We start from the raw sequence: 21,911 nt of genomic DNA, 5'->3' as shown, positions 1-21,911 counted from the left end.
AAAGGCCTATCTCAAATGAGATAGGCCTTTTTTAGTATTTTAAAGCCAAATAAGACGTATTTATTATAAATCGTCATCTTCCTCTATTAACTCAGATTTAATGTCCTGATTAGCCTTATAATTACGTTGTTGTTCAACATATAAATCTTGCTGTTCACTAATTTTATTACCCGCAGCAAAAGAAGCTACCATATTGGTTAACATATCAGATGCTACATTAGGTGCATTGGGTAGTAAAATCAAATTTGAACGCGTATCAGATCCAACGCTTTGTAATGTATCATAATGCTGAGTTACTACAATTAAAGCGGAAGCTTCTTGTGAATTAATTCCCACTTTATTTAACGTATCCACGCTCTCAACAAGTCCATTGGCAATCTCTCTTCTTTGATCGGCGATACCTTGACCTTGAAGTCGCTTAGATTCAGCTTCGGCCTTGGCCTTGGCAACAATACGAATACGACTAGCTTCAGCTTCATATTCAGCAGCCACTTTCTCACGATCGGCAGCATTAATACGATTCATAGCATTTTTCACTTGAATATCTGGATCTATATCCGTTATTAACGTATTAATAATATCATAACCATAAGTAGTCATTGCCTCATTTAATTCGCCTTTTACAGCGATCGCGATATCATCTTTACGCTCGAAAACATCATCCAAAATTAACTTAGGTACTTCTGCTCTCACAACATCAAAAACATAAGAAGTAATTTGATCATGAGGGTATTCCAATTTATAAAAGGCTTCGTAAACTTTTTCGGAGATAACCTTAAATTGAACAGAAACTTTCAATTTAACAAAAACGTTATCTTTAGTTTTAGTCTCAATTAAAACATCTAGTTGCTGAATGCGCAGATTTAGAACTCCAGCAATTCGATCAACAACTGGTATTTTTAATTGTAACCCAGAATGTCGAATACTATTGAATTTTCCAAACCTCTCAATAATAACAGCTGATTGCTGTTTTACAGTAAAAAGCCCTAAAAAAATTAGAACTATAACAATAAACACAATAAAACCTGTAGAAATCATAATCTATATATTTGTACCTAAATATACAAAAATATCCCTTATTCCTTATGTATAAATAATAAAAATCTTATATAAATTAGCATTTTTATATAAATATGGGATAGCAGAATATCTATTTTACTAAAACTAGACTAACAACCAATAAATCTAATAGATCCTGTTCCAATTGATCAATCTCGGGATATAAATCCTTTATATAAGGCATAACCGTTTTTACTGGTACAGCCAATTCTAACTGATTGGAGCTCTTTTTTAATAATAAAGGAGTTATAACAGTCCCATCAGGTAAAGAAAAACGTAAACGCATAATAACATGACTCCAAGTAAAATCGATTTGCTCGGTAGTACATCCCTTCAAAAAATGTGTAAAATTACCACTATAGTCTCTATTGAGTGTTACCTGATCAATAGAGCAATCTTGTATAACTGGATAATTCATTGTAAATAGTGGTTTACCTATTAAAGGCTTTATTTCTATTACCGAAGGGTTCCAAGTTCCAATTAAATCCTTCTGAACAAAGTTCTCCCAGCTTTGAGCAGCACGATCTCCAATGGTATTATCATTATGAGTACATGAAAACAGTATCAATAAGGTAAAGCATAACAAAATCCTAGTGCAACTAACTAAAAAACTATATATTTTCATAGTGGTTTTTTAGTTAAATTTAATAATTTTTTAATTAATATTAAATTTTTTTAAAACTAAATGTATTAAAATAGTATATATTTAATGTAAAAAAGTCGAAGAGGTACTCTTCGACTTTTTTACATTAATACATTTTTTGAGTAATCTATTTTATGTTTTGTATAGCAAACTGAATTCTATTTATGGTTTCTTGCTTTCCAATTAATTCTATAATATCAAATAAATCGGGCCCTTTTAATTCACCCACTAATGATATTCTTAATGGCTGCATTACTTTGCCCATACCAATACCTTGATCGCTAATCCATTTCTTTACAATTTGCTCAATGTTATTAGCTGTAAAATTATCATCAATACTATTAATTATAGTACTAATTTGAGTCAAAATTTCGGGAGTTTCTTGCTTCCAATTTTTCAAAGATTTTGAATCGAAACTATCCGGAGCTACAAAAAAGAAATCAGATAAATCGTAAAAATCATTTACAAAAGTAGCGCGTTCTTTTATTAAACTTACCACTTTCTCAACAAATTCTTGCGTTACTTCAATCCCTTTTTGTTTTAAAATAATTTGGAATTCACTAGCTAATTCAGCATCAGGTTTAACTTTCAAATAATGTTGATTAAACCACTTATTCTTTTCGGGATCAAATTTAGCTCCCGATTTATGTACTCGAGTTAAATCAAATTTTTGAATCAGTTCTTGTAGACTAAAAATTTCTTGTTCTGTACCATCATTCCACCCCAATAGAGCCAGAAAATTAATTACTGTCTCGGGATAAAAACCTTTCTCTTTATAACCCCAAGAAATCTCATTAGAATTTGGATCTTTCCAAGTCAATGGAAAAACAGGAAATCCTAATTTATCACCATCACGTTTAGATAATTTTCCATTACCTATAGGCTTTAAAATCAATGGCAGATGAGCGAACTTCGGAGCTTCCCAACCAAATGCTTTATACAATAATTCATGCAAAGGCATTGATGGAAGCCACTCTTCACCTCTAATTACATGAGAAGTTTGCATTAAATGATCGTCTACAATATTTGCTAAATGGTAAGTTGGCATACCATCGCTTTTATATAAAACTTTATCATCCAGTAAGTTAGTGTCAAACCTAACTTCACCTCTTATCATATCATTTAACACCAGTACTTGATCTACAGGTGTTTTAAATCTAATAACATACGGTACACCACTATCTATTAAATCATTAACCTTATTGCTATCCATCATTAAAGAAGTCTTCAATTTCTCACGTATAGCATGATTGTATATAAATGTACTTCCTGATTTTTCGGCCTGTGAACGTAATAATTCTAAATCCTCAGCTGTATCAAAAGCATAATAAGCCCATCCACTATCAACAAGTTGCTTTGCATAATTTGCATATAACTCCTTACGCTCACTTTGTCTATAGGGGCCAAATTTTTCATTTTTACCAATTGTTTCATCAGGCGAAATTCCTAGCCATTGTAAAGCTTCCATGATATATTGCTCGGCTCCAGGAACAAAACGATTCTGATCGGTATCCTCAATTCTTACATAAAAAACACCATTATTTTGCTTTGCAAATAAATAATTAAACAACGCTGTCCTAACTCCTCCAATATGTAAAGGTCCGGTAGGACTAGGTGCAAATCGCACACGAACTTGATTAGTCATTTTTTTAATTTTTTACAAAGATAATATACAAACTAATTCTTTAGCAGACTTTTGTAGAATTAAATATTATTCCTAGTATAAATTTACTCCAAAACTTACCTATTAAACATCAAAATAGTTCTGTTTAAAATATCCAAAAAAAATAGTACAAAAACTCCCTTTACGAATCTATTTAAACAGTTTTAAATAATAAATTTTTATTTAAATAAATTGAAATATAGGATTCTCAAGGGTTATGTGTGAAGTTAGAAAAACTTGTTTTAAATCATTTTCTTTTTACTTTTTAACTTTTAAGTCATTTTAGTTGATTTCGCTTATTAGATTGATTATAAGTGTCTTATATCTTATTAACATTCTATTCTCTACAATTGCTTTAAAGGTTTGTTTTTCAAGCAACTATAAAAATGACAACTTTGTTAATAAGTATGGAATAAAATCAATAACTATTTTTTGTTTTTAATTAAATAATTGCAATACAGCATATCAAATGATATTTGCAACTTTATTTTTAAAAATATATTACATACATATCCATAGCCTAATGTCCAGTTATTAACATAAAAATAACACCTAACTTATCTAAAATTTACTGTTGATAACCAAAAAAGCCCCTGTTGATAACATTGCTAAGATCCACATTTAAAATATTTTATGATTTAATAAGCTGTTAATAAGTTTTGATAATTGAATTCTCCAAATTTATAAAAAAAACTTATCCCACTTATCAACAGGCTTATAATAGACTATAAAAAATTTAAATTTTAAAAATCTTTTATATTTAATATTAAAGGATGTTGATAAGGTTAAAAACTTTTATTTTTCTCTAGAAAAAAAATCTTGGAAGAAATGTTTTTTTTTTTTTTGAGAGTGGGCCTTTTTCATTTTTGAGAAAGTATTTACAAGCATTTATCTTGGGAAAATCTCCTTGTTATCTTTAGCGTATTTTTTTTTGATATGTACTTCTTACTTTTTAAGATAATTACAGGCGCTTATTTTACGTAAATCTCCTTGTTATTTTTCGCGTATTTTTTTTTGTTATGTAACTTTGACTTTTTAAGATAATTACAGGCGCTTATTTTTCTTTGATATGTATCTCTAACTTTTTAGGAAAATTACAAGTGCTTAGTTTACGTAAAACTCCTTGTTATTTTTGGCGTATTTTTTTTTGATTTGTAACTTTGACTTTTTAAGAAAATTACAAGAGCTTATTTTGGTAAATTTTCCTTGTTATCTTTGGCGTATTTTTTTTTGTTATGTAACTTTGACTTTTTAAGAAAATTACAGGCGCTTATTTTTCTTTGATATGTATCTCTAACTTTTTAGGAAAATTACAAGTGCTTAGTTTACGTAAAACTCCTTGTTATTTTTGGCGTATTTTTTTTTGATTTGTAACTTTGACTTTTTAAGAAAATTACAAGAGCTTATTTTGGTAAATTTTCCTTGTTATCTTTGGCGTAATTTTTTTTGATATGTATCTCTAACTTTTTAGGAAAATTACAAGTGCTTAGTTTACGTAAAACTCCTTGTTATTTTTGGCGTATTTTTTTTTGATTTGTAACTGTAACTTTTTAAGAAAATTACAAGCGCTTATTTTAGTAAATTCTCCTTGTTATTTTTGGCGTATTTTTTTTTGATTTGTACCTATAACTTTTTATTAAAATTACAGGCGCTCATTTTAAGAAATTCTCCTTGTTATTTTTCGCATATTTTTTTTTGATTTGTACCTGTAACTTTTTATTGAAATTACAGGCGCTCATTTTAAGAAATTCTCCTTGTTATTTTTCGCATATTTTTTTTTGATTTGTACCTGTAACTTTTTATTAAAATTACAGGCACTCATTTTAAGAAATTCTCCTTGTTATTTTTTAGAATTTTGAAAAAGCCATTTTCCCTGTTGAGACTTAAAACAAAAAGGTAAGCTATTAATAGCAATTGTTTTTGTAGCTTACCTCTTTCTGTTTGTATTAACCTGTTTTTTTATATTACCATCTCAGAAAGCTTTGTCTTTAAAACCTTACGGTAGTTTATATGATTTAAGTATTCTAGGATCATATCCTGGCGTAAGATTACTATTATTTAGTAGACTTTTCGTTTTTTCTTAATCAGCTAACAAATAATTACTGTTTAACCAACAAACAAACAGCTGAGTCTAATAATTAAGCTATATAAATACCTACTTTTAAAAAACATTTACGAAATCTGTGATGCGGCTGTAGTAGAATGTTCTTGTTTTAACATGGCTTGTAAATACTTCTTCGATATGGCTCGTGGCAATGATGTTATTAATCCTAATACAATTACTGATTTTAGAAAACTAAGATTGCCCGATACCGATTTATTAAAAGTACTTATCCCTGAAACAGTTCGCTTATAATCTCCAAATAGATTATAAGATCTAAAGCTATTATTGTATATACCACCCATACAGTAAATAGGTCTGTAAGCCTCCCTAAAAGTGAGAATTTGCCAGCTTTTAAAAAGCACTGGGTGAGCCGATTAAATCTAGCTTACCTATAAAACCAACCTAAACCATGAGCTAGCTTACAGTAAAGCTTTATTATAGTTATATATTAAAAAATATTCTTAAATTAGAATTTTATTAACAAAAATTATTATAATGAAGAAGTACTGGTTATTTTTAATTTTTATGTTTTTATATATTTCTTGTAATACATCGAATACTCAAGATATTAAAGTAAATTACATAAATAAAATTGTTCCTTTAGTAAAAAATTTACCCGAAGAGGATATAAATTTATTTAAAAAATCAATGATTTTCGAAAGAAATGGAATTCTTTCCTCATGGGATAATAACTTATTAAGAGTAGCTTATAAGGAAAATAAAGAAGAGTATGAAAAAGCTATAGTATATATAATGGCAATGCAAGGTGTAGACATTACTAAACCTATTTTTTTAATTGATAGTGAAAATAATGAAACAAGAATTTCTGCTAAATTCACAGACATTAATGGTAAAAAGTATGAAATAAATGAGATACTAAGTTTAGATGGCTTAATCTTATTTTCATCTTTAAAGTGTGGATATTGTTTAGAAGAGTATGCTAATTTAAACGATTTAAGTGAAAAATTTTCTCAAAATAATTTTAAGTTTATAGCTTTTGTTGATAATTTAGAATTTGTAGACAATTATAAGAAAACTAATTTATTTAAGAATTTTGGTTTTTTAAATGATAATTGGATCATAATTAATTTAGAGAAAGAAATTATAAATTCTGTTTTTAAAGATATTTATAACACGGAATATGGATACCCATATTCAATATTTAAAAAGGATGAGAAAATTATTAAAATTGATAGACTTAATTATGAAAAATTAGATTCAATTTTCACTTCTGCTAATTAAAATTCATTTATTAACATGATATCAGAAAGTATGTAAGGTTTATAATTATTTTGTATCGTAGTATTATGTCTTATTTTTTATTTATCTATTTGATATATATTGTTTTATGTTAAAGAATTCCTTTTTTACGTAGTTTTTTCTCCTCATTTTTAATTTTCATTGTACCTTTGCCGAAATAAGATTTAAAATCAAAAATTACACATGATTTTTTTTAACTATACTTCTGATTTCCAGTTAATTGATGAAAATAAATTTACAAAATGGATAGCTAATATTATTTCTTCCGAAGGATTCAAAGTAGGAAATATTAATTATATTTTTTGTAAGGATGATTATTTACATCGAATCAATGTTCAATATTTGGACCACGATACTTTGACGGATATTATTAGTTTTGATTATACTGAAGGTAATATTATCTCGGGTGATATTTTTTTATCAGTTGAACGTGTTGCTGAAAATGCAAAAGAATTTGAGGTGGAATTTGAAAAGGAGTTATTACGTGTGATGGCTCATGGTATTTTACATTACTGTGGGTATGGTGATAAAAGCGCCGAAGAAGAATTAATCATGCGTAGAAAAGAAGAAGAGAAAATGGAATTGTTCCACGTGGAACAGTAAGATTTCTCAAAGTTTAATTTTAATGTTTCACGTGGAACAATGAGTATATTTCAAGATACATATGACGTTATTGTAGTGGGTGCTGGTCATGCTGGATCCGAAGCTGCCGCTGCAGCAGCAAACATGGGGTCAAAAACTTTATTAATTACAATGAGTTTGCAGAACATTGCCCAAATGTCCTGTAATCCGGCAATGGGTGGTATTGCAAAGGGACAAATAGTTCGCGAGATTGATGCTTTAGGTGGATATTCGGGAATTGTGTCTGATCAAACTGCCATTCAATTCAAGATGTTGAATAAATCTAAAGGTCCTGCAATGTGGTCTCCAAGAGTACAGTCGGATCGAATGCGATTTTCTGAAACTTGGCGATTGATGTTAGAAGGTACTCCTAATTTGGATTTTTATCAAGACATGGTTAAATCACTTATCATTAAAGATGGTAAAGTGAAGGGTGTTGTTACCAATTTAGGTTTGGAGATTAAGTCAAAGACTGTAATTTTGACTAATGGTACTTTCTTAAATGGACTTATACATATAGGAGAAAAACAATTCGGTGGTGGTAGAGCAGGAGAGGGGGCAGCTTATGGTATTACTGAGGATTTAGTTAATGCTGGTTTTACCTCTGGTCGAATGAAAACTGGTACGCCTCCGCGTGTAGATGGTCGCTCTTTGGATTACTCCAAAATGGAGATTCAACCCGGTGATGCTGTACCTGCTAAATTCTCGTATATGGATGTAACTAATCCTTTAAAAGAACAGCGTGCATGTCACATGACATATACATCGCCTTTGGTTCATGACTTGTTACGTGAGGGGTTTGATCGATCTCCTATGTTTACAGGTAGAATTAAGAGTATAGGACCTAGATATTGTCCATCTATCGAGGACAAAATTAATCGTTTTGCTGATAAGGATCGACATCAGATTTTTGTGGAACCTGAAGGTTGGAATACATGTGAGATTTATGTTAATGGTTTCTCTACATCTTTACCCGAAGAAATTCAATTTAAAGCATTAAGATCGGTTGTAGGTTTTGAAAATGCAAAAATATTCCGCCCAGGTTATGCTATTGAATACGATTATTTTCCACCTACACAGCTAAAACATACATTAGAAACCAAGTTGGTTGATGGGTTATATTTTGCTGGGCAAATTAACGGAACGACAGGATACGAAGAAGCAGCTGCCCAGGGATTAATGGCAGGTATAAATGCGCACTTGAAGATAACTGAGAAAGACCCTTTTATTTTAAGGAGAGATGAAGCTTATATTGGTGTTTTAATAGACGATTTGATTACCAAGGGTACTGAAGAGCCTTATAGAATGTTTACTTCTCGTGCTGAGTACAGAACATTGTTGCGTCAAGATAATGCCGATTTCCGTTTAACTCCTAAAAGTTATCAGTTAGGTTTAGCTTCTGAAAAACGTCTTAGAAGAATGGAACATAAGTTGAAGAATGCAGAAAATTTCGTGCAGTTCTTTAAAGATACAAGCGTAAAAACCCAAGAGGCAAATCCTATTTTACAAGCTAAAGGATCTTCTTTAATGACTCAGCCTGATAAGATGTTTAAAGTTTTTTCTAGACCACAGATAGAGTTAGAAGATATATTAAAGTTTGAAAAAGTACAAGCCTATATTCAAGAGCATAATTTAGATCAAGAAGTAATTGAGCAGGCAGAGATTCAAGTGAAGTATTCGGGTTATATAGAAAAGGAAAAAAATAATGCTGATAAATTAACAAGATTAGAAGATGTTAAAATACCTGATAATTTTGATTACGATAAGATTGTATCACTTTCCTTTGAATCACGTGAGAAATTAAAAAATATTAGACCTATAACAATATCTCAAGCATCAAGAATTAGTGGAGTAACTCCAACTGATATTTCTATATTGCTGATACATATGGGACGTTAAGTTCAATTAAAAATATATCAATAAAAAGGTATGTATGTTTCACGTGGAACATACATACCTTTTTTTGTTTATATAAAATTTATCTAGAAACTAATTATTTCTGGTTTCTCTAAATGTATAAAAAATAGTAAAAGCTAACTTATTTATATACTTTAAAAAGGCATTAATGAAGTGTAAATACTTTAAAAGAAGCTATAACGCAATCTATAATTTCAGTGTAAATTTTGTTTTTAACCTTAGACATTCATAGTAGAATATATTAATGAATCCATGTTCTTTTTAGAAAAATAATATTTTCCTTTTTGAAAAAATAAATTGGGCAAGAATGTTACTTTTATAAATACATTGGGTAGAGAAAAAAAATAACGAGTCTTATTTAACTTTAAGGCTTTTAATATGAAGTCAAAATCCTCATAGGAGTACTACTGGCATATTTTTATGTAAGTATATTGTTGAGATCTAATCGAAATTAACCATTAATAGACACATTTTTAAAGGCTTTATTAGCCACAGTTATTAATAGAGTTCAAATACGGTAATTTAGAAGACTAAGTGTTTTTAGTTTTTTTAGATTCTAGATTCTTAATAACTATAAATTAAAATTGTAATCAAAATATATTTTAATAAATAGGAAGTAGTAAATTTGTTTCTTCTTAAGTAAATAGTATTGAAAATATATTTAATATTTTAATACATTGTAAACATGACCTGCAGTAGATTGACTTTTTAAATAAGATAAAATATAATAGAAATTGTAACTTCAAATTATATTTTACACTTAGTATAAATTATTAATAAGGTATTAAAATTTCATCAGTGTGGATTCACAATTATGTCTTTGTTTATTTTATGAACATAGTTGTTTATATTTGTTTTGTAAATTTAAAGGTACCATGAAAATAAATCCAAGTATTAAGTTTTTAGATGTAGAAGATCATAGCATTACTAAGGAGAGATTTTCTTTATTTCAAGATAAAGAACTCCTTTTATTAAAGACTGAGCCGGAGCCAGATCTTTCTCAAATTGGACGTTATTATCAAAGTGAATCTTACATTTCGCATATAGACTCAAAACAAGGTTTTTTTAATAGAATTTATCAGATTGCAAAAAAAAATAGTATTTCAAGAAAATTACAATGGATAGAATCAATTCATGATGCCGGTGGAACCCTATTAGATATAGGCTGTGGAACTGGAGAGTTTCTTTTACATGCAAAGAGTAAAGGATGGAATACAGTAGGATATGAACCCAGTTTACTTGCAAGTGAATTAGCAATTGCAAAAGGAATAAATTTAGTAGCAAGTACCAAAGAAATAAAAAGTGGTTCTATAGAGGTTATAACTTTGTGGCATGTTTTGGAGCATGTCTCTGACTTAGATAAACAATTATTGGAGTTACGCCGTTTGTTAAAGCCAAATGGGATTATTTTAGTTGCTGTACCAAATTACCAATCTTATGACGCTGTTTACTATAAAGAGTTTTGGGCGGCATATGATGTACCTAGACATATTTGGCATTTTTCTCGCGAGGCGATGGCAAAATTATTTACTAGTTACGATTTCACACCAATTGGATTACAACCTTTATATTTAGATAGTTTTTATATTAGTTTGTTGTCAGAGCAATATAAGACAGGAAAGAAAAATTGGATTAAGGCATTTTGGATAGGATTGAAATCTAATGTGCAAGCAAAACAAGATATGAACTACTCTTCCTTAACATATATCTTTAGAAAGGATAATTGACTACTTTTTGAATGTTTTAATTAAATTAAAGTATTTTAAGGCATTTTTACATCTCTTATGTGTAGTTGTTGTGTTTATTTATTTTAAGTTGCTTAAATCGCTTTAAATAAGACGAAAATCCATAAGGTATTTTGATAGTTTCTTATTTACAAATAGATTTTTCTAATAATGTGTTTTTTTTAATATTCGTTTGAAAGTTTTGTTATTTTTACATACTTAAAAAAATCGGAAATGAAGAAAAGTATTTTAACATTAGGACTAGCTGCAATGTTTATGGCTTGTAATAGTTCTTCTTCTACAAATGAAATTAAAACGGCATACGTAGATTCAAATCTTCTACTTAAAGAATATGTAGAGGTTAAAAATATGGAAGTAGAATTTAAAAGCAAGTCAGAGCAAAAAGGTAAAGCTTTAGAAAGTGAGATTGCTGCGTTCCAAAAAGAGGTAGAAAGCTTTCAAAAAAATGCTGCTGCTAAAGGTCAAGCTTGGGCTCAGAGTAAAGCTCAAGAATTACAACAAAAAGAGCAAGAATTACAATATAAGCAACAAACTTTAATGCAAGCTTTACAACAAGAAAGCGGTGCTGCAATGGATGCTGTGATTGAAAAAGTGAAATCACATATTAGTGATTACGCTAAAAAGAATAATTTAGATTACGTTTTCAATACGGAAGATGCTTCGACAATTATATTTGCTAAAGAGCAATATAATATTACAGATATTATTGTTAAAGAATTAAATGATAAGTTTCAGGCGCAAGGATCTAAACAAGAAGATGTAACTAGTAAGGAAGATACAACTAGTAAAGAGCAAAAGACTGATAACTAGTTTTTTTATCAAAGGTTTTATACAAAGGAGCATATTATATGCTCCTTTGTTTATTAATAGAAAATCTACTAAGATTTTTAAATTACCTTGTATCAACATTTTATTGTAATTTGGCTTAAAATTACCTTCATGACTACTTTTTCAAAGCAAGCACAATATGTCTTAGATTTTGTAAATAGAACTAACCGAAATATATTTTTAACTGGTAAGGCGGGCACTGGTAAAACTACTTTACTTAAAGAAATAATTAGAACTACTCATAAAAAAGCAGTTATTGTGGCCCCCACTGGTATCGCAGCTTTAAACGCTGGAGGAGTTACTATTCACTCATTTTTTCATCTGCCTTTTGGAGCATTTATTCCTGATAGTGTTAATCCACCTATGCTTGATGCATCTTTAAAAGTGGAGAATAGAGTATCGTTGCGTAAACACATGCGAATGAATTCGGTTAGGAGATCTATTTTTAAAAATTTAGAATTACTAGTAATCGATGAAGTAAGCATGCTTCGTGCTGATGTTTTAGATGCAATGGATTACATGTTACAAACCATAAGAGGTAACCGAAAAGCTTTTGGAGGAGTACAGGTATTGTTTATTGGGGATTTACTGCAATTACCACCTGTTGTTAGAGATCAAGAATGGGATATTTTAAGACGCTATTATAATGGAATGTATTTTTTCCACTCTATTGTACTGCAAGAAAATTTGCCTTTGTATATTGAGTTAGAAACAATTTACAGACAGTCGGAGGCTGAATTTATTGGTATTTTAAATAATTTACGAAATAATACAGTAAGTGAAAAAGACTTACAAACCTTAAATAAATTTATACGTCCTGATTTTGATGTGATGAAAAATCCAGGTTATATTACCTTAAGCACCCATAATGCTAAAGCAGATAGAATTAATGAAGAGGCTTTAGCCGTTCTATCAGGTAAAGAGTTTAGTTATCCTCCGGAGATCATAGGGGAGTTTCCTGAAAAAATTTATCCTTTAGATCCTATATTGAAATTAAAACAAGGAGCTCAAGTGATTTTTGTAAAGAATGATACTTCCATTGAAAAGCAATTTTATAATGGAAAAATGGGAGTAATTAAATCGTTGTCTACAAATCAAGTTGTTGTTTATTTTGAGCAGGAAAATAAATCTATTGAAATAGATAAATATGAATGGGAGAATATTAAATATTCAATTGATCCTAATACCAAAGAAATACAAGAGCAAGTAATGGGAACCTTTGTACAGTATCCTTTGAAATTAGCATGGGCTATAACGGTTCATAAAAGTCAAGGATTAACTTTCGACAAAGCTGTTTTAGATGTGTCTTCTGTTTTTTTACCTGGTCAAGCCTACGTTGCTTTATCTAGACTTCGTAGCTTACAAGGATTAGTTTTACTCTCTGCAATTCAAATGAATGGATTGGTTAATGATTATGATGTTATGTGCTTTGCTAAAAATAAAGCACAAGATGATTATTTAAAGCTGGAATTAGCACAACAAGAAAAGGCTTTTCTTGCTGAATTTTTTATAAAGACATTTAATTGGAATGGTATGTCGCATTTATGGCATACTCATTTAAATACCTATAATAATGAGAGTGATAGAAGTCCTAAGACACCTTATAGGGGTTGGGCGCAGAAAAGTACGACAACTATTGATAAGATGTTGGTGCATTCGCAAAACTTTGTTAAGCAACTCTACGGATTGTTCCATAGTGATCCTTATCGAATTGAATTTATAAAAGAGCGTATAAACAAAGCATATGATTACTTTTTTCCTCAATTAGATCATCTTGTTTTTGAGTTACTTTTTAATATCGCTCAGGTTAAAGGTAAAAGAAGTTTAAAAACTTTTTATCAAGAACTAATTTTATTGGAAGATGATTTATTGAATAACGTTTTACTACTTAAAAAAGCCAAAAAATTAGTAGAGATTATAAATGATGGTAAACCAATAAATAAAGAGTCATTAGAAGATCAAGATATATCAAGTTATAAAATTAACCACTTGGTTAATATTGCCAATTTACTAAGGTCCACTAGATTAGATGTTGATAATCAGGATATAGATTTGTCTGAATATAGCTCATCAAAAAAAGAGCCTAAATTAAATAAAAAGCCTACCGTAACAATTACGTTAGAATATTATCAAGCTGGACATAGTATAGCTGAAATTGCGGAAATTAGGAAGTTATCACAAACTACTATTAATTCTCATATTGCTAAATTAATAAAAGATAAAATTGTTACTATTGATCAGGTTTTAGATAAGGATAAGTTAGATAAACTTGCAGAAGTTTTTGCCGAATTTGATCAACAAAGTTTGACACAAATTAAAGCAAAGGTTGCAGATGAATTTTCCTGGGAGGAATTAAGGCTCTATCAAAGTTATCTAAGTCAATAAAATATTGAAATCTTATTTTTTGTGAATTAACCGGGTTAATTTAATTGATAGATCAGTGAAAATCATTTTAGCATTACCATTTCTTTCAATGTGATAGATGGCTTGAGATAATTCAATAAAAATTTCTTGAATATTAGCTCCATTAACATATGGAGCAAAATTCTCTAGTTTAAAATTTTCCACTGTGGTTTGATAATAAACCAAGTTAGCAGCTTTATAATTTAACAATAGTGCTTGACGAAATAGTTCAATACAAAAGTCTAAAAATGATTTTTGTTGTTCTCTACCTATACTTGCTAATTCTTCGCTCCATTGAATTAATTCTTGTATAACTGCAGCATTTCCCTTAGCTCTAAAAGCTGCACGTACCCACTGAACAAACCATTTTTCAAAAGGCTCTACTTGATCTTTTGTGTCTACTAACTTTAGTGCTTTATTATAATTACCTTGTGATTGTCTAGCAATAAGATTGGCATGTTGTTCTGTACAATTGGTAGTGTTTATTAAAGCCTGTTGTATTTGATGCGTTGGGAGAATATTAAAATTTATTATTTGACATCTAGATACAATAGTGGGTAGAATATTTTTTTGATTCTCGGCAATAAGTAAGAATAAAGTTTTAATAGGTGGCTCTTCTAAAAGTTTTAAAAGTTTATTTGAGGCTTCCACATTTAATTTATCAGCCATCCAAATAATCATAATCTTATAACCTCCTTCATAAGATTTTAATGCCAGTTTTTTTGTAATAATTAAAGCCTCATCTACACCAATTTGTCCTTGCTTATTTTGAACGTCAATATAAGAGTACCAATCAGAGAGGTTTGCGTATGGATTATTTTTTAGAAAGGAAATCCATTGTGTTAAAAAATTATCAGATGTTGCGTTTTTTTTAACTGTTTCAGTGGTAGTTACCGGATAGACAAAATGTAGATCAGGATGGGAAAAATTTTCTACTTTCAGATCACAAGCTTCTCTACCTCCCATGCTTAGCTTAGCATTGCAATTACACAAAATGTGCTTGGCATAGGCTAAAGCCATAGGTAAAGTACCTGAACCATCAGGACCAATAAAAAGTTGGGCATGCGGTATTCTAGCATTATTCGCATTATTTATCAACGATTCTTTTATGTGACTTTGACCTACTATATGTGAAAACTCCATAAGGCAAATATAAAGTAATTCATCATTTAAAGAAATTAATCTTTTGTATTAACCTACAAAAATAATGCTAAAAACAGATAGAGGGTGTGAGACGTAAAATAGTTAAGTAAGAAAAAAAGATATAAAAATTAATCTTGTTTTGTTTTACCAATAGACACTTTAAGGTGAGAGTCTTAAATAGAAAATTTACTCCCTTAAAACCATGAAATCAATTGAGTATTAGGTTTATGCATTTTTTGGTTAAGAAAAAGAATTATATTTGTAAGCATTAATCTAAAAAAGCTCTAATTTTTAAGCAATGAAAACAGTCGATAATTTTAATTTTGAAAACAAAAAGGTTTTAATCCGTGTTGATTTTAATGTGCCTTTAGATGAGGAAGGAAATGTAACGGATGCAAACCGTATTCAAGCTGCTAAGCCTACTATTGAAAAAGTGGTAAATCAAGGTGGTGTTGCTATTTTAATGTCTCACTTAGGTCGACCAAAAGGAGAGAAGAATCAAAAGTTTTCTCTAAAACATATTGTAAAAGAGACAGAGCATATTTTAGGTCGTCCCGTAACTTTTGTAAATGATTGTATCGGAAAACAAGTTAAAGATATCATTGACAATAGTAAGCCAGGTGATATTATTTTATTAGAGAATTTACGTTTTTATCCGCAAGAAGAGCAGGGAGATAGAGACTTTGCTAAGGAGTTATCGGAATTAGCTGATTTTTATATTAATGATGCTTTTGGTACAGCTCACAGAGCCCATGCTTCTACTACAATAGTTGCTGATTTTTTTAAACAAAATAAATGTTTTGGTTACCTTCTAGCCAAAGAGATAGAAAGCTTGAATAAAGTACTGAAAAGTACTGAAAAACCTGTTACTGCTGTTTTAGGAGGTTCTAAGGTTTCATCTAAAATTACTATTATTGAGAATATTTTAGATAAAATTGACCATATGATTATCGGGGGAGGTATGACCTTTACTTTTATTAAAGCTTTAGGAGGTCAGGTCGGAAACTCCTTAGTGGAAGATGATAAATTAGAATTAGCTTTAGAGATTCTTAAAAAAGCTAAAGCTAAGAATGTTCAAATACATTTACCAGTGGATATTATTGCGGCAGATGCTTTTTCAGCTGATGCAAATACCAAAGTTGTTGATGCCTTTGATATACCTCAAGGTTGGATGGGGCTAGATGTAGGACCTAAAACTTTAAAAGAGTTAGAATCTGTGATTAATGAATCGAAAATAATTTTATGGAATGGTCCTTTAGGAGTTTTTGAGATTGATAAATTTTCAAACGGAACTATAACCCTTGGAGAGTTTATTGCCAAGGCTACTGAAAAAGGTACATTCTCATTAGTAGGAGGAGGAGATTCTGTTGCTGCGGTTAAACAATTTGATTTAGCCCAAAAGATGAGTTACGTCTCAACAGGAGGGGGTGCTATGTTAGAAATGCTTGAAGGAAAAACATTACCCGGTATTGCTGCCATTGAAAAATAAAGAAAATAATAAGATTAAGCTGCTTTCGTTATAGCAAGGCAGCTTTTATAATAATAGATAAATATGAACTACAAAGGACTTATTTTATCCTTATTGGGGCTAATAACACTTCCAACTTATGGGCAAAACCAACAAGATGATATAAAAGAGGAAATAATGCTTAAAACAACCGATCCTAAGACTTACCTGGATTCCATTAAGCTAACTTTTGTGGACCACATAGCTGGAGCAACTATAGAAAAACGCTGGTTAAATGAGTTAATGAGTCAAGATCTTTATTTAGATATGGAAAGTGACCTATCTGAGATTGACTTTGAAAACGCTGAGTTGTCAAATACGGAATTGAGCACAGAATTATTAAAACAGCGATTAGCGTTATTAAATGAAAAAACTCCTTTTGAAATTCAGTATAATCCAACCTTAGAAAAGGTAATTCATTCCTTTTTGAAAAATAGGAGACGTTCTTTTGAACGATTAATCGGACTTTCTCAGTACTACTTTCCAATGTTTGAAGACAAGCTAGCGCAATACAATGTACCTTTGGAAGTGAAATATTTAGCTATTGTAGAATCTGCTTTAAATCCACAGGCTAGAAGTAGAGTAGGTGCTACCGGATTATGGCAGTTTATGTTTGCTACTGGTAAACAATATAACTTAGAGGTAAATTCATATATCGATGAGCGTATTGATCCTTTAAAAAGTACACAGGCTGCAGCAAAATTTTTAGCAGACTTATATAATATGTTTGAAGATTGGGATTTAGTTCTAGCCTCTTATAACGCAGGTCCAGGTAATGTGGCCAAAGCAATTCGAAGATCACAAGGACAAAAGAATTATTGGAATATAAGACCAAATTTGCCAAGGGAAACTCAAAATTATTTACCCGCGTTTTATGCAACTATGTATATTTTCGAATATGCTAAAGAGCATGGCTTAGTGGCAAGTGAGTATACTCCTTTGGAACTTGTTCAAACCGATACTGTTTCTTTGAAGAAAATGATCTCCTTTGAGCAACTATCTGAAATATTGGATATTCCAGAAAAAGAAATAAGTTTTTTAAACCCTGTTTATAAACTCAAAGTAGTTCCATTCATTTCTGGTAAAGATAATCCTATTCGTTTACCTATTGATAAAGTAGGGCTTTTGGCATCTAACGAGCAAAAAATTTACGCCTATTTGGATTTAGTCAATTTAGATAAAGAACAACCGGACTTTCTTCAAGAAAGCTCTATGGCCTCTTCCTCAACAATAAATACCAAGTATCATACTATAAAAAGAGGTGAAAGTGTAGGAATAATAGCCAAGAAATATGGAATTAGTGTAGCCCAGTTAAAAAACATGAATAATTTAAAGAGTAATTTAATTTACCCAGGCAGAAAGCTTGTTGTAAGTAAATCCGTTGTAGCTCAACCAACAGGAAACTCTTATTATACAGTTAGAAAAGGCGATTCTTTATATTCAATTAGTAAAAAATTTTCTGGGGTTACTATAGCCAAGCTAAAGTCATGGAACAATATGCATGATACCGATGCATTACATCCTGGTATGAAGTTGCGCATAAATTAAATTTATAGAAGTAACGTGTTTTGATATAAACAGAATAAAAAGAAATCCTTCAAATTATGAAGGATTTTTTATTTTTAATACTTCTTTAAAATCAAAAACAATCTAATATGTGTTTTTAAAGGTGTTTTAAAGGCATTTTTAAAACACTTTACAAAAATTAGACATAAACTCATGTTAGTGATAAAGTAAAGGCCTTAAAGCAGTAATTTCGTCAATCTAAATAAAGTTCTTTTAAACGTAATCTATCTACTTTTAAAATATTGTCTAGAAAATTATCTACGTTTTGATAGTGCTTGTCAATTGTTTTAAAAGCATATTGAATATAACTTAATTTGACACTCATTAAATTTATCGTGGCTTGTATTTGTTTAGGATTATCTAATTTATAGGTTGTTAGAATATTTTTTATAAAAGGTTCGACTCTTTGATTAGTTTTCAAGTAATCATTATAAATGGTTTGTCTATCTACTTCTAAGGCACTTAGAAAAAGAGCTGCCGCTAGTCCTGTTCTATCTTTTCCAGCGGTACAATTAAAAACTAAAGGCGTTTGTTTTCTATGTTCTAAGATATTAAAGAAGGACTTGAATTGGGTTTGATTGTGCAGAACAAGTTGTTGATTTATATCCATTAAAAAATGTTCTGACTGCTCAACTTCTCCAGTTTGAATCATATTCTGAATAGTTGAAAATTTCAAATTCCCAGGGTTAATAGAAAGTTCAATCACTTGATGTATGCAAAGAGGCATTGGTGAATTATTACTATCTATTTCTTGCTGACTTCGAAAATCTATTGCAGTGTCAACACCAAGATTGGAGAGCTTTGTTTGATCTGTTATTGATAATCCGTTTAATTGTCCCGAACGATAGATTAACCCTTTTTTTATGTATTTTTTTTCGCGTGTTATATATCCTCCTAAATCTCTAAAGTTGGGCTGACTTTCTAACAAATAGTTAGTTGTGGAAGTATTTTGTAGATTGGAAGTAAAAGCGTGTTTTAGCATAGATTTTCTTTTTATATTAAACTAGAGATTTAACCTAGTTAAATTAAAGAAAATTTACCAATAAAACAATCTAGCTCTGCCTTTGAGCTAATTAGTACTATTAGTTTTATTTATTTGTTCGATGAATTTTTCCATGAGCTTAACCATTTTGTGATTTATTTGCTCATAGTTAAGTCTGTCTTTTGTTTGGTAAAAGATCATCATGGCGTAGGGCTGATCCAGTTTATTAATCAGAAGGTGTTTATTTAAACGGTAAGATTCTCTTAGAAGTCTTTTAAAATAGTTTCTATCTACGGCTTTTTTAAAATATCTCTTTGAAACTGATACACCAACTTTTAAAGGAAGATTTTCTTTATTAGTAACAGGAATATAAACTATACGTAAAGGATATTTACTTACTGTTTTTCCTTGGGAAAACATGGAATCTATTACCGTATGGCTTTTTAGCTTTTCCTTCTTTGGATAAGTGTATTTTAAACTTTCAATCATAAAGCAAAGTTATGAAAAAGCTTCTCAATATTTAAAAAAAAAAAAGAGTCACTGTTAAGTAACTCTTTTTATTTATTAGTTCTGATATAGGTTATTCTCTTGATTTACATCAGCCATAAATTGGCTTGGATCAATCATGATGCTTTTAATAGAACTTTTAGGTTTGTTGATGATAAACTTATATTGTGGTTGTGCCCATCCCCAAGGATCTAAGATTGTACGTTCTAATTCTACATAAGGATTTGGTTTTACCCAGTGCATTGAAGAATATGGGATATAGAATGATTCCATAGTCCCATCTTGATAGGTAACTAGAATATCTAGTGGCATTCCAGCACGACCGATTCGCTCCAAAGTAACTAAAGATTGCCCCTTTTGTAATTCTTCAACAAATTGAATTGCGTAATCAACCGTATTATTTGTTTGCGTAAAGTCAATCATGTACCAGTCTAAAACAGCACCTGATACTTTTTCAGCAGTGCGTTTAAAGTCATTAGGTGTTGGATGCGTTAATTTATAATTTGCATAATACTCCTTTAGAGTTTGCATCATATTTTCCCATCCAATTATGTAAGCTAATTGTGTTAAGAAAATAGAACCTCTACTGTAGGCTGATGTTGAGTATGCGCGATTTGTAAGGTAATGGTCCGCATGAGTTGTTAATGGCTCCTGCATACCTTTTGAAATTAAATTGTAATAACTCTTATAAGTTGAACCAAATGGGTTTTTATCTTCTTGTTGGTCGTCTGCTAATATTTTAACCATAGCTAAATCCGAAATAAAAGAAGTAAATCCTTCATCCATCCATTCATGTTTGGTTTCATTTGTAGCTAAAGCATGTTGGAACCAACTATGGGCAAGTTCATGAGCAGTAACTCCGATTAAACTAGACATATTTCTTCCTCCAGTTATAAGGGTACACATTGAATATTCCATTCCTCCGTCACCTCCTTGTATAACTGAATATTGACTATAAGGATATAGACCAACATTTTGGTTGAAGAAAGTCATTAAATCAGCAGTAATTGGTTGTAATTTTTTCCAATTTTCGATAATATCTGGATCATTCTTATATAAAAAATGTAGTTTTACATTGTTTGGTCCTGGGTAGATATCATGTATATAATTATTGTCTGCCGCCCAAGTAAAATCTAATACATTTTCTGCTTTGAAATGCCATGTTAAATTTTTGTCTTTAGTTGGTGCTACAGGCACACTTGGGTCATCTTGATATCCATGACCAATTTCATTTGCATTAACTAAAATTCCAGTTCCTCCCAAGGTATAGTTCTTATCGATTGTAATTTTTACATCGAAATCTCCCCAAACACTATGAAACTCACGTCCTAGGTACTGTTCTACATGCCAGCCCTCATAGTCATATTCCGCCATTTTGGGGAACCATTGAGCCATTGATAACGCAACACCTTCTTTAGATTCACGTCCTGATCTACGAATCATCTTAGGAGCCTGTCCTTTAAAATCTAATGTAATTTCAGTACTCGAATTAGGAGCAAGAGGTTCTTTTAAAGTAACTTCTAAGATGGTTCCTACTTCTTTAGAGGCTAGTTCTTTACCATTTTGCTTTAAGTTAGTTATTTTTAAATAGCCAATTTCATCTGGTTTTAATTTTGCTATTCGACTTTCTTTAATAGTTCTTCCTCTTACGGTTTTGGTATCGACCATTCTTGAATCAGGGTCGGCTATATTTTGTAGTAACGCATCCATGTCACTATTTGGCTGAAAAGCATTGTAATATAGATGGAAAAACACGCGGTTAAGAGTGTCGTTAGAATTGTTTGTATAGATTAGTTTTTGATTTCCAGAATAGGTGAATTTTTTCACATCGACTTTCACATCCATCTGATAATCTACATGCTGTTGCCAATATCCAGGATTAGGATTGTTTTGTCCTACGGAACTAACAATGCTAATAGCTGTTAGGGTTAAGGTAAGTAAAATTTTTTTCATAGTGATAGGT

16 protein-coding genes are annotated in these 21,911 nt (G+C 30.4%); 9 read left to right on the top strand and 7 right to left on the bottom strand.

The window, feature by feature from the left end:
* Positions 1 to 63: 63 nt before the first annotated feature.
* The 3 genes from ACYSNV_RS02585 to gltX form a co-directional block, all read right to left on the bottom strand.
* Positions 64 to 1,038 carry an SPFH domain-containing protein gene (locus tag ACYSNV_RS02585; RefSeq protein WP_461760996.1) on the bottom strand — a complete coding sequence of 325 codons (975 nt, stop codon included), beginning with the start codon at positions 1,036 to 1,038 and terminating at the stop codon, positions 64 to 66.
* Positions 1,039 to 1,150: 112 nt separating this feature from the next.
* Positions 1,151 to 1,684, bottom strand: coding sequence for a hypothetical protein (locus ACYSNV_RS02580; RefSeq protein WP_461760995.1), 534 nt, complete (start codon positions 1,682 to 1,684; stop codon positions 1,151 to 1,153).
* Positions 1,685 to 1,829: 145 nt separating this feature from the next.
* Positions 1,830 to 3,347 (bottom strand): glutamate--tRNA ligase, encoded by a 1,518-nt coding sequence (gene gltX / locus ACYSNV_RS02575; RefSeq protein WP_461760994.1) that lies wholly within the window; start codon positions 3,345 to 3,347, stop codon positions 1,830 to 1,832.
* 2,143 nt (positions 3,348 to 5,490) lie between these two features.
* On the opposite strand from gltX, the gene ACYSNV_RS02570 reads away from it, so the two are divergent.
* From ACYSNV_RS02570 to ACYSNV_RS02540, 7 genes are all read left to right on the top strand, one after another.
* Positions 5,491 to 5,721 (top strand): transposase, encoded by a 231-nt coding sequence (locus ACYSNV_RS02570; protein WP_461761072.1) that lies wholly within the window; start codon positions 5,491 to 5,493, stop codon positions 5,719 to 5,721.
* A gap of 243 nt (positions 5,722 to 5,964) precedes the next feature.
* Positions 5,965 to 6,711 (top strand): hypothetical protein, encoded by a 747-nt coding sequence (locus tag ACYSNV_RS02565; RefSeq protein WP_461760993.1) that lies wholly within the window; start codon positions 5,965 to 5,967, stop codon positions 6,709 to 6,711.
* A gap of 201 nt (positions 6,712 to 6,912) precedes the next feature.
* Complete coding sequence (ybeY, locus tag ACYSNV_RS02560) at positions 6,913 to 7,332, top strand: rRNA maturation RNase YbeY (protein WP_461760992.1); 420 nt, start codon at positions 6,913 to 6,915, stop codon at positions 7,330 to 7,332.
* Between the two features lie 39 nt (positions 7,333 to 7,371).
* Complete coding sequence (mnmG, locus tag ACYSNV_RS02555; RefSeq protein WP_461760991.1) at positions 7,372 to 9,249, top strand: tRNA uridine-5-carboxymethylaminomethyl(34) synthesis enzyme MnmG; 1,878 nt, start codon at positions 7,372 to 7,374, stop codon at positions 9,247 to 9,249.
* 893 nt (positions 9,250 to 10,142) lie between these two features.
* Entirely contained in the window at positions 10,143 to 10,994 is an 852-nt protein-coding gene (locus ACYSNV_RS02550) for a class I SAM-dependent methyltransferase (protein WP_461760990.1), read from the top strand.
* A 231-nt stretch (positions 10,995 to 11,225) separates the two neighbouring features.
* A complete protein-coding gene (locus ACYSNV_RS02545; RefSeq protein WP_461760989.1) occupies positions 11,226 to 11,822 on the top strand; it encodes an OmpH/Skp family outer membrane protein in 597 nt (198 codons plus the stop codon).
* Positions 11,823 to 11,951: 129 nt separating this feature from the next.
* Positions 11,952 to 14,225, top strand: coding sequence for a helix-turn-helix domain-containing protein (locus tag ACYSNV_RS02540; protein ID WP_461760988.1), 2,274 nt, complete (start codon positions 11,952 to 11,954; stop codon positions 14,223 to 14,225).
* Positions 14,226 to 14,237: 12 nt separating this feature from the next.
* Here ACYSNV_RS02540 and ACYSNV_RS02535 read toward each other — a convergent pair whose 3' ends face one another.
* On the bottom strand, positions 14,238 to 15,386 hold the full coding sequence (locus tag ACYSNV_RS02535; RefSeq protein ID WP_461760987.1) for a DNA polymerase III subunit: 1,149 nt from the start codon (positions 15,384 to 15,386) through the stop codon (positions 14,238 to 14,240).
* A 298-nt stretch (positions 15,387 to 15,684) separates the two neighbouring features.
* Here ACYSNV_RS02535 and ACYSNV_RS02530 point away from each other — a divergent pair, with 298 nt between their 5' ends.
* Positions 15,685 to 16,875: a phosphoglycerate kinase gene (locus ACYSNV_RS02530; protein ID WP_461760986.1), complete on the top strand. Its 1,191-nt coding sequence runs from the start codon at positions 15,685 to 15,687 to the stop codon at positions 16,873 to 16,875.
* 63 nt (positions 16,876 to 16,938) lie between these two features.
* Positions 16,939 to 18,441, top strand: a complete 1,503-nt coding sequence (locus ACYSNV_RS02525; RefSeq protein WP_461760985.1) for a lytic transglycosylase domain-containing protein — start codon at positions 16,939 to 16,941, stop codon at positions 18,439 to 18,441.
* A 211-nt stretch (positions 18,442 to 18,652) separates the two neighbouring features.
* On the opposite strand, the gene ACYSNV_RS02520 is transcribed toward ACYSNV_RS02525, so the two are convergent.
* The 3 genes from ACYSNV_RS02520 to ACYSNV_RS02510 form a co-directional block, all read right to left on the bottom strand.
* Positions 18,653 to 19,441 carry a tyrosine-protein phosphatase gene (locus ACYSNV_RS02520; RefSeq protein ID WP_461760984.1) on the bottom strand — a complete coding sequence of 263 codons (789 nt, stop codon included), beginning with the start codon at positions 19,439 to 19,441 and terminating at the stop codon, positions 18,653 to 18,655.
* 87 nt (positions 19,442 to 19,528) lie between these two features.
* The gene (gene rnpA, locus ACYSNV_RS02515) at positions 19,529 to 19,930 is read right to left on the bottom strand and encodes a ribonuclease P protein component (protein WP_461760983.1); all 402 of its coding nucleotides are present in this window, start codon (positions 19,928 to 19,930) and stop codon (positions 19,529 to 19,531) included.
* Between the two features lie 75 nt (positions 19,931 to 20,005).
* A complete protein-coding gene (locus tag ACYSNV_RS02510) occupies positions 20,006 to 21,901 on the bottom strand; it encodes a M1 family metallopeptidase (RefSeq protein ID WP_461760982.1) in 1,896 nt (631 codons plus the stop codon).
* Positions 21,902 to 21,911: the final 10 nt, after the last annotated feature.

It is taken from the genome of Myroides sp. LJL119 (assembly GCF_054871605.1).
The sequence above is the reverse complement of the archived record's forward strand: the minus strand, read 5'-3'. Positions and strand labels throughout refer to the sequence as shown.